Annotated in this window: 8 protein-coding genes; 3 read left to right on the plus strand and 5 right to left on the minus strand. The window is 69.6% G+C overall.

Annotated elements, in window-relative coordinates; translation table 11 throughout:
- Positions 1-15: 15 nt before the first annotated feature.
- Positions 16-2862 (plus strand): M16 family metallopeptidase, encoded by a 2847-nt coding sequence (locus QP045_RS19910; protein WP_422516755.1) that lies wholly within the window; start codon positions 16-18, stop codon positions 2860-2862.
- A gap of 19 nt (positions 2863-2881) precedes the next feature.
- A complete protein-coding gene (locus QP045_RS19915) occupies positions 2882-3859 on the plus strand; it encodes a cell wall hydrolase (protein WP_422516756.1) in 978 nt (325 codons plus the stop codon).
- Positions 3860-3916: 57 nt separating this feature from the next.
- Here the strand turns inward: QP045_RS19915 and QP045_RS19920 are convergent, their stop codons facing one another.
- From QP045_RS19920 to QP045_RS19940, 5 genes are all read right to left on the minus strand, one after another.
- Complete coding sequence (locus QP045_RS19920) at positions 3917-4252, minus strand: hypothetical protein (RefSeq protein WP_422516757.1); 336 nt, start codon at positions 4250-4252, stop codon at positions 3917-3919.
- 213 nt (positions 4253-4465) lie between these two features.
- Complete coding sequence (locus QP045_RS19925) at positions 4466-4879, minus strand: hypothetical protein (protein ID WP_422516758.1); 414 nt, start codon at positions 4877-4879, stop codon at positions 4466-4468.
- 139 nt (positions 4880-5018) lie between these two features.
- Positions 5019-5630, minus strand: a complete 612-nt coding sequence (locus QP045_RS19930) for a TetR/AcrR family transcriptional regulator (RefSeq protein ID WP_422516759.1) — start codon at positions 5628-5630, stop codon at positions 5019-5021.
- A 33-nt stretch (positions 5631-5663) separates the two neighbouring features.
- Positions 5664-8177 carry an ABC transporter permease gene (locus QP045_RS19935; RefSeq protein WP_422516760.1) on the minus strand — a complete coding sequence of 838 codons (2514 nt, stop codon included), beginning with the start codon at positions 8175-8177 and terminating at the stop codon, positions 5664-5666.
- Positions 8174-8872 (minus strand): ABC transporter ATP-binding protein, encoded by a 699-nt coding sequence (locus QP045_RS19940; RefSeq protein ID WP_422516761.1) that lies wholly within the window; start codon positions 8870-8872, stop codon positions 8174-8176. The genes QP045_RS19935 and QP045_RS19940 overlap by 4 nt, the downstream gene beginning before the upstream one ends.
- A gap of 65 nt (positions 8873-8937) precedes the next feature.
- On the opposite strand from QP045_RS19940, the gene QP045_RS19945 reads away from it, so the two are divergent.
- Complete coding sequence (locus QP045_RS19945; RefSeq protein WP_422516762.1) at positions 8938-9621, plus strand: arylesterase; 684 nt, start codon at positions 8938-8940, stop codon at positions 9619-9621.
- Positions 9622-9742 lie beyond the last annotated feature (121 nt).

A 9742-nucleotide genomic window follows, 5' to 3' on the forward strand; every position in this document is an offset into this window, starting at 1 on the left:
AACTAAGGCCGATTGATGCACCCCCTTCGCGCTGCACTGCTGCTCGCCACCGCCCTTGTTCCCGCAACCGCCGTCGCGCAGCAGCAACGGCCCGCGGCGGCGACCGCCACGCCCCCGGCACCGGCCCCGGTGGCGCCGCTCGCCTATACCGAGCGGACGCTGGCGAACGGGCTGCGCGTGTACGCGATCCGCGACACTTCGACCGCCAATGTCGCGGTGCAGGTGTGGTATGACGTCGGCTCGAAGGACGATCCCCGGGGCCGGTCGGGGTTCGCGCACATGTTCGAACACCTCATGTTCAAGCAGACGCGCAACCTGCCGTCCGAGGCGTTCGACCGGCTGACCGAGGATGTCGGCGGCTATAACAACGCCTCGACCGGCGACGACTATACCAACTATTTCGAGGTGGTGCCGGCCAGCCAGCTCGAGCGGCTGCTGTTTGCCGAGGCGGATCGCATGTCGACGCTGGTGGTCGAACCGACCAGCTTCGCCTCGGAGCGGGGGGTGGTGAAGGAGGAGCTGCGCAGCCGCGTCTTCGCGCAGCCTTATGGCAAGCTGTTCGGCTTCTACCTGCCGATGATCTCCTACACCCGCCACCCCTATGCGCGGCCCGGGATCGGCAGCATCGAGGACCTGGATGCGGCGACGATCGACGACATCCGCGCCTTCCACGCGACCTATTACCGGCCCGACAATGCGGTGCTGGTGGTGGCGGGCAACTTCGATCCGGCGCAGCTGGACCGCTGGATCGACCAGTATTTCGGTCCCCTCACAAGGCCCGATCGTCCGATCCCGCGCGTAGACGTGAAGGAGCCGCCACGCCGCGCCGCCACGCACCGCGTCGTTCATGCCGAGAACACGCCGCTGCCAGCCGTCGTGCTGAGCTACCAGGTTCCGCCCGACAACCACCCCGATCAGGCTGCGCTGTCGGTGCTGAACGCGGTACTTTCGACCGGGCGCAACTCGCGGCTGTACCAGGCGCTGGTCTATCGCGACCAGCTCGCCCAGTCGGCCGAGACCTACCTCGACAGCAAGAAGGATACCGGCGTGCTGGCCGCCTATGCGATCGCGGCCGGCGGCAAGGACATCAACGCCGTAGAGGCCGCCCTAAAGCGCGAAGTGGCCCGCCTGCGCGACATGCCAATTACCGACGCGGAACTGGCGGAAGCCAAGAACGAGATCCTTGCCGCCGCACTTGCCCGGCGCGAAACCGCGGAGGGCCGCGCCTTCGCGCTCGCCAGCAGCGTGATCGTGAACGGCGACCCCCGCGCCGCCGACCGGCAACTCGCCGCCATTGCCAAGGTGGACGCCGCCGCCGTCCAGCGCGTTGCCCGCCGCTACCTCGGCGAGAACCAGGTCGCCGTGCTGCAATACCTGCCACAGGCAGAGGGTGCGCCTGCCGACACCTCGATCCAGGTGCCCGCCACGGTGGAGACCCGGCCGCTCGCCGTCCCGCCCGGCGTGACCGTCCACAAGGTCGCGTCCGAAGCCGAGCGCAAGCCGCTGCCCGAGGCCGGCCCCGCCGCGACGGCCGCTCTTCCCGCCCGCACCGAGACGCGGCTTCCCAACGGGTTGCGGCTCGTCACCGTGCCCAAGCCCGGGCTTCCGCTCGTTGCCGCCACGATGGTCGTCGACACGCGCGAGCTCTCCGCCCCTACCCGGCGGCCGGAGCCGAGCTGGTTCGCTACCGAACTGCTGACCGAGGGAACTCGCACCCGCTCCGCCACGCAGATCGCGGCGGAGATCGAGGCGTTGGGTGCCTCGCTCGACACCAATGCCGAGGATGACGGCGCGAGCGTCTCGCTGCTGGTGGGCACGAACGGACTTGCTCCCGCAATGGGCATCGTGGCGGACGTCGTGCGCAATCCCGCCTATGATCCCAAGGAGATCGAGCGAGTCCGCACCCAATGGATCGACTCGCTCCAGATCGAGAAATCGGATCCCGGCGCGCTTGCGGGCAAGGTCGCGGCGCGGGCGGTGTTCGGCGACAGCCGCTATGGAAAGATCGGGACCGAGAACAGCTATCGCAGCGTCGATCGCGGCCAGATCGTCGCGGCGCATGAGGAGAGCTGGCGCCCGGACCGGGCGACCCTGATCCTGGTGGGCGACATCACCCCCGCCAAGGCACAGGCCATGGCCGAGCAGTTGTTCGGTGACTGGCAGGCACCCGCTACAGCCAGCGCGCCGGCCGCCGAAGCCGCGCTGCCCAAAACCCCGCGCGTGATCATCGTCGACATGCCCGGCAGCGGCCAGGCAGCAGTGGTGGTGTCGCGCGCGGCCGTTTCGCGCGGCGACCCCCGCTTCCCGGCGGCACGGCTTGCGAGCACCGTGCTGGGCGGCGGCTTTTCCTCGCGCCTGAACCAGGAAATCCGCATCAAGCGCGGGCTTTCCTACGGGGCGCGCAGCGCGCTTGCCGCAGACCGCGAAGTGGGGCCGTTCAGCGCCACCGTGCAGACCAAGAACGAGTCCGCACCCGAAGTGGTCGACCTGATCGTCGGCGAATTGCGCCGCATCGGCCGCGACCCGGTTCCGACCGCCGAACTCGCGACCCGCAAGGCGGTGCTGTCGGGCGGGTTCAGCCGGGATGTGGAAACGCGCGGCGGACTTGCCGCCAAGCTTGGCGCCTATGTTCTGGCCGGCCAGCCGGTGGGGGCAATCGACAACGCTCTCGCCGAGATCGAGGCGGCGGACCCGCAGGCGGTGCAGCAGGTCGCCTCCGCCGTGCTCGATCCGACCGGAGTGAGCATCGTGGTGGTGGGCGACGCGAAGCAGTTCGCGGACGCCATGCGCAAGCGCTACCCGCAGGCCGAGGTGATCCCGGCCAGTGCGCTCGACCTCGACACACCGAAGCTGACGCGCTGATCCGGGCCGGCGGCAGGGCGTGAGGCTGCGACTCCCGGCGCGGGCACGCGGGCGGCACATCGCAGGGGCGGTCGCCGCCGCCGCGGCGATCGGCTTCTCGCTGCATGCCGGGAGGATCGTTCTGGACCAGCAGCAGCGTGCGGCCGCCCGCCGCATGGTGCTGCCGCCGCGCAGCAGCACCCAGGCAGAGGCACCCGCCTTTTCCGGCGCGCTGGCGGCACCGCAGGCCGGCACCACGGGCACGGCGCCGCTACCGGAGCTGCCGATTCCCGCCCTCGCCTCGCTCGAAGGCGACGCCTCGATCGTGCCGGCGCAACCGTTCGTGGCGCGCGGGACGGTGCTGGACCAGGCGCGCGCGCTCGAGTGCCTGACGACGGCCATCTATTATGAGGCGGCGAACGAGCCCGACAACGGGCAGCAGGCGGTGGCACAGGTGGTGCTCAACCGGGTTCGTCACCCAGCCTTTCCCGCCACGGTCTGCGGGGTCGTCTTCCAGGGATCGGAGCGGCGCGGCTGCCAGTTCAGCTTTGCCTGCGACGGGGCGATGGCCGGGCCGCGGGCGCCCGCTTCCTGGGCACGCGCGCGCCGAGTGGCAGCTCGCGCGCTGAGCGGGTCCGTGTTCGCACCGGCGGGCCTGGCGACGCACTACCACACCTATGCCGTCACCCCGGCCTGGAACCGCTCGCTGGTGATGACGGGAGCGTTCGGCGCACACTTCTTCCATCGGTGGAAAGGCTGGTGGGGCACCGCCGACGCATTCAGCGACCGCTATGTCGGGCGTGAGCCGGTGCCGGGACCGCATGTCCCCTCCCCGCTCGACCCGTTGCCGCTGCCGGCGACGATGGCGGGAAGCGCGGCGGAGGCCGTTCCCCGTCCCGGAACACCCGCGCCGGCGCCGAGCAGCACGCCCACATCAGCGCCGGTGCCCGCAGAGAACAAGCTGCCGGAGTCGGCCGTGCTCGATCGGTGGAAGGATTCGGGCAAGCCGCTGCGCTGATGCAGGCGGACGCCCCGCCGCTGGCGGCGAGGCGTCCCTTGTCGTTGGTGGGCGGGATCAGCGGCGGTGGCCGCGGTTCCGATCATGCTTCTGAACCTGGGTGCGGGCCGCCAGCCGGTCGAGACGCTGATCCAGGTCGCGGCGCTCGCTCACCGACAGGCCACCGCCGCTGCGGCGGTACCGATTCTCAAGCTGGCTTATCTGGCGCAGCTCGGTGCGAAGGCGAACGGCCTCGCGGCGGTCCAGCTGGCCGGTACGGATACCCTGGTCGATCCGGCGCTCGATCGACGTCTGGCGCTGGTTGACGTTCTGCCACGGAGCCGCGCTGGCGGCGGTGGGCAGTGCGGTCGCGGCAATCCCCAGGCTCGCGATCATCAGTGCGATCTTCTTCATGGCTACACTCCTCAAATCCGACCATCGTCCGGTCGAGAAGCAATTTGGGAGACAGCAGTCTCACGATCTTGTCAGCGAAGCCGGTTTTGTGTCGCCGTTTGTCGCGAGCGCGCCAGCTTTGTTCAGCTTCCGGCGCCGGCGCATACAAAACGGGCGACCCGTCGAATGACAGGCCGCCCGAGAGGGGAGCGCATGGGGGACGCGATCAGTGGGTCACGCAGCGCGCGTGCGGGTGCCTGCCAGCCGGCCACGGCCGATGCTGGTAAGGAGCGTCTCGAACTGGTGGGTGCTGAACCCCGCCTTCAGGAAGCGCACGATCTCGGACTTGGGCAGGGCGTCGCCGCGGTGCCATGCCAGCACCGACAGCCGGCGCAGCGCCTCGAGACGCGGATCCGCGAGCGGCATGCGCGAGCGCGCACCGAACAGCGTGCCCATCGCCAGCGCGATGCGGCCCGGCTGCTTGAGGCTCGAAAGCCGTTCGCCGCGCGCGATCGCCACGACGGACCATTCGAGCGCCGACAGATTTGTTTCGGTCGGCACGGGATCCGCCTGCGGGACCACCTCGGCAGCGACCGAAGCCTTGGCGGCGGCAGCACCGCCCAATTCGCTGAATGTCAGATAGCCCATCGGCCTTCCCTCACCTTGGATGGAGCCGACGACGGCGTTGCCGCTGCCAGGCCCTGATTACATACCGCTAGGTACATAACTCGGCCGGGTGCGTCAACGGGATTATTATACCTGCCGGTAGTTTAATGCAATATTTCCGTCAGGCGCTCGGCCACATCGCCAGGCTGGTCTTCACCAGGCCCTCCAGCGCATCACAGCTGGCGCCTGCACCGGCCTGCACCGTGATCCCCTGGATGATGGCGACCAGATAGGCGGTGAGCCCCCGGGCATCGATATGGGCGGGCAGGTCCCCTTCCGCCTTTGCCTGTTCGAACCGGGCGACCAGTGCCTCCTGCGAAGAGGCCCGGCGCTTGATGACCTCGGTGCGAATCGACTCCGCATCGCCGCCGCATGCGACCGAGCTGATCACGCCCAGGCAGCCGCGCGGACCCGAGGTGCTCGCGTGGCTGGCGATCGCGCCGCGCAGCAACCGTTCCGCCACTTCGCGCGCGGTCGGCGCCTCAAGCGCCTCGGCGATGTAGGTGAGCTTCTCGCGCTCGTAGAGGTCCAGCGCCTTGCGGAACAGCGCCTCCTTGTTGCCGAACGCCGCGTAGAGGCTGGGGCGGGTGATCCCCATCGCCTCCGTCAGGTCGGAGAGCGAGGCGCCTTCATACCCCTTGCTCCAGAACACCCGCAGCGCGGCAGCCAATGCTTCATCGACATCAAATTCCCGGGGACGGCCCCGGCCCGGACAGCAAAGCGTGGCTTTCATAGTCTCGTCATATAAACGGCTTAGCGCACACGGCTAGAGCGCACGCAAGGCCCGTGCCGGACGGATTCCCAGGATGGGAAGCGCGCCCAGAATCCCGATCAACAGGGTCACGCCCGCCCCCGCCGCCAGCGTCGCAAGCACCGTCGGGTAGTGCGGCAGCCATTCAAAGGCGAACACCTCCACCACCACATACCAGGCGCCGCCCAGGCCTAGCGCGAGCGCGAGCGCGGCAATGGCGATGCTCAGCAGCACATATTCGAGCGCCTGCACGCCAAGCACCTGCGCGCGCGTGGCCCCCAGCGTCTTGAGGATCACCCCGTCATAGGTCCGCGCCTCACGCGCTGCCGCGATCGCGCCGATCAGCACTGCAATGCCGGCGAGGATCGCGACGGAGGCGGCGGCCGCGATCGCCGTCGCCATCTGCCCCACCAGCGTGCGCACCTGCGCGATGACCCCGCCGACCTCGACAACCGAGACCGAGGGGAAGCGCGGCAGCAAGGCGCGGGTCACCGCCCCTTCCTGCCCCTTGGGCAGTTCGATCGTGGCGGCAAGATTGTGCGGCACATCGGCGATGGCGTTCGGGCTGAACACCATCACGAAGTTGAACCCCAGCGAGTCCCAGTGGATGCGGCGGAACGAGGCGACGCGGGCCTCGCGCTCCACACCCAGAACCGAGAAACGAATCGGATCGCCGAGCTTCAGGTTCAGGACGCGCGCGAGGTCCACGTCGAGCGAGACCAGCGGCGGCCCGGCATAGTCGCGGGGCCACCATCTGCCCTCGACCAGTTCGTTGCTCGCCGGCATCGTTTCCGAATAGGTGAGCCCGCGCTCGCCGCGGAGCGCCCAGGCTCCCTCTGGAAGAGTCGTGAGATCGGCGACGCGCGTTCCCGCATAGGCGGTGATCGTCCCGCGCAGCAGCGGGACCATCTCGATCCGGGCCGCCGGCGCGACCTGTTCGACGGTCTGACGGAAGGACGCGACCTGATCGCGCGGCACGTCGAGCGCGAACAGCGCGGGCGCGCGCTGCGGGATCGTCTCCTGGATATTGGCGTCGATGCTGGTGCGGATCGCCGCCAGCAGCACGAACAGGGTGAGCCCCAGCCCGAGCGCGACCACCAGCGTAACCGTGCGCGCGCCGGGACGATGCAGGCCGGTCAGCGCCAGCCGCAGCAGCGGGCCGCGGGGGCGCGGCAGCCGGGCGGCCAGCCAGCGCACGCACCAGCCGAACCCGGCCAGCAACAGCAGCGTGGCAGCGATCGTGGCGAGGAAGCTCGCGGTGAAGGCCGGCTGGTCCGCGGTGGCGACGGCGATGGCCACCACCAATGCACCGGCACCGCCCGTCCACGGCAGCACCCGGCGCCACGGCGCGCGCCGCAAATCCAGGCTGCCGCGCAGCAATCCGGCCGCCGGCACCGTGCCTGCGCGCACCAGCGGCGGGGCGGTGAAGGCAAGCGCGGTGAGCAGGCCATAGGCGGCGGCGAGCGCGAGTGGACCCGGATGGATCGCGAACTCCGGTGCGACGGGCAGGACGTCCCCGGCGATCCACAGGATCAGCGGCACCGCCAATACGCCGGCAACCAGCCCAAGCAGGATGCCGATGCCCGCAACCACCGCCACCTGCAGCAGATACACCCGCGCGATCCCCCCGGAGGTCGCTCCCAGCACCTTCAGCGCCGCGATGCTGCCGCGCCGGGTCGAGAGATAGGAGGCGACACCGTTGCCCACACCGATTCCGGCAATGGCGAGCGCGGCAAGTCCAACCAGCACGAGGAACTGGCCCATCCGGTCGAGGAAGCGCGCCGCCCCGGGGGAGGCGCGGTCGCGCGTCTTGGCTTCCCAGCCGCCGTCCGGAAAGTCAGCCTTGACCGCCTCGGCCGCAGTGTCCGGGCTGCGCGCGGCGGGCAGTGCGATGCGGTACTTGCGCTCGTACAGGCTGCCGGGCTGGATCAGGCCGGTGCGCCCAATCCCCTCCAGCGTGACGATTGCTACCGGGCCGAGCGTAAACCCCTCCCCCAGCCGATCCGGCTCATCGGCGATGATGCCCGCGATCGTAAACTGCGCCGTGCCCAGCCGAAGCCGTCCGCCAACCCGCACGCCCAGCCGTTCGGCGAGGCCAGGCGCGATCCAGACCTTTGCGGCATCGGCAGGGTGCGCGATGCTTCCGTCGGCGAGGGTGAGGTTGCCGTAGAGGGGATAGGCGCCGTCGACGCCCTTCAGCGTCACCGGCACCGTCTGCGGCGCGTCGGCGCCGTCCTCGCGGACGGCCATCGCCTGCATGCCGACCGTTTCCGACATCCGGCCAAGCCGGGAGAATGCGGCGCGCTCCGCCTCGGTCGCGGCGCGCTGGGACGTGGCGAACTCGACGTCCCCGCCAAGGATGGCTGCGCCGCGCGACTTGAGCTCGCCGTCAATCGCTGCCGACAGGCTGCCGATCGCCGCAAGTGCGCCGACGCCCAGGAACATGCACACCAGCAGCAGGCGCAGGCCGCGGCAGCGCCCGTGCAACTCCCTGCGAGCAAGCCGCCATGCCAGCCGCCACTCGTTCACTTGGCGTCGTCCCGCACGATCTGGCCGTCCGCCAGCGAGACGATGCGATCGCAGCGCTCTGCCAGGGCGACATCGTGGGTGATGACTACCAGGGTCGCTCCGGTCGCCGCGCGCCGCTCGAACAGCAGGTCCATGATCGCGGTGCCGGTCGCAGCATCCAGGTTGCCGGTCGGCTCGTCCGCGAACACGATCTCCGGACGTCCCGCCAGCGCGCGGGCGATGGCGACGCGCTGCTGCTCGCCGCCCGAAAGCTGGGCGGGATAATGGTTGAGGCGATGGCCAAGGCCGACTGCCCGCAGTTCCGCCTCCGCGCGGACGAAAGCGTCACCTTCGCCGGCAAGCTCCATGGGAACGGCGACATTCTCCAGCGCCGTCATCGTCGGCAGCAGGTGGAATGCCTGCAACACGATGCCGATGCGGCCACGCCGGGCGCGCGCCAGCGCATCCTCGTCCAGCGCGCCGAAGTCGAGCCCCGCAACGGTGACGCTGCCGTCCGTTGCACGTTCCAGGCCGGACAGTACCGCCATCAGCGACGACTTGCCCGAGCCCGACGCGCCAAGCAGCGCCACGCTGGTTCCGCGCCGGACGGAGAGATCGATCCCCCGAAGGATTGGCGTGGCAGCGTCGCCGTCGCCAAGGGTCAAGGTTACATTGCGCGCGACGATCACCATATCGCCGTGGTCTGTTTCGGACATTTCGGAGGATCGCGTTGGAGGATGGTAGCTTTCGTTATGGGGCGGGTGCGCTGGTTCTCCAAGCCTTGCTGCTCGGTGGTTGCGACAGTCGCAGCGCGCAATCGCCGGCAGCCGACCAGCCGGGCACGGCGGTGAACGCGACGCAGGCGGCGAGCACCCCCGCTCCCGCAGTGCCCAACGGCCCGGAGCGCCTGGTGCTCGCATTCGGCGACAGCCTCTATGCGGGCTATGGTCTTGCGCGCGGGCAGAGCTTTCCGGACGGGCTGCAGACGGCGCTGCGGAGCGCGGGGATCAACGCGACGGTGATCAATGCCGGTGTCTCCGGCGACACGACGGCGGCAGGCCGGCAGCGGCTCGTCTTCTCGCTCGACAACCTCAAGCGGACGCCCGACCTGGTCGTGCTCGGGCTGGGCGGCAACGACGTGCTGCGTCAGATCCAGCCGGCGACCACGCGCGAGAACCTGAAGGCGATGCTGGACGAGTTGAAGCGCCGCAAGATCCCGGTGGTGCTGACGGGCATGATGGCGCCGCCCAACCTGGGGCCGGATTATGCCGGGCAGTTCAATCGCATCTTCCCCGACCTCGCCCGCGAATATGACGCGGTGCTCTATCCGTTCGTGCTCGACGGCGTGATCGGCAATCCCGCGCTCATGCAGGCTGATCGCGTCCATCCCAATGCGAAGGGCGTGCAGCAGATGGTCACCCGCATTTCTCCCGTGATCGCGGAGCGGCTGCAGCGGCTGGACTAGAGCGGTTTTCGATCAGTCTGCATCGTAGCCGCAGTTGGGGAAGAAGTTGGCGCATTCCTGTGGCGAGTAGAGGTCGAGGATGCGGCCGATGGCGTTCCATAGGCCATGGATGGTGCGCTCG

The organism is Sphingomonas sp. 3-13AW (assembly GCF_049311085.1).
Taxonomy (GTDB): Bacteria; Pseudomonadota; Alphaproteobacteria; order Sphingomonadales; family Sphingomonadaceae; genus Sphingomonas.

Coding starts and splice junctions, on each gene's coding strand:
- QP045_RS19910 (WP_422516755.1), top strand. CDS start 16: ATGCACCCCCTTCGCGCTGCACTGCTGCTCGCCACCGCCCTTGTTCCC.
- QP045_RS19920 (WP_422516757.1), bottom strand. CDS start 4,252: ATGAAGAAGATCGCACTGATGATCGCGAGCCTGGGGATTGCCGCGACC.
- QP045_RS19925 (WP_422516758.1), bottom strand. CDS start 4,879: ATGGGCTATCTGACATTCAGCGAATTGGGCGGTGCTGCCGCCGCCAAG.
- QP045_RS19930 (WP_422516759.1), bottom strand. CDS start 5,630: ATGAAAGCCACGCTTTGCTGTCCGGGCCGGGGCCGTCCCCGGGAATTT.
- QP045_RS19940 (WP_422516761.1), bottom strand. CDS start 8,872: ATGTCCGAAACAGACCACGGCGATATGGTGATCGTCGCGCGCAATGTA.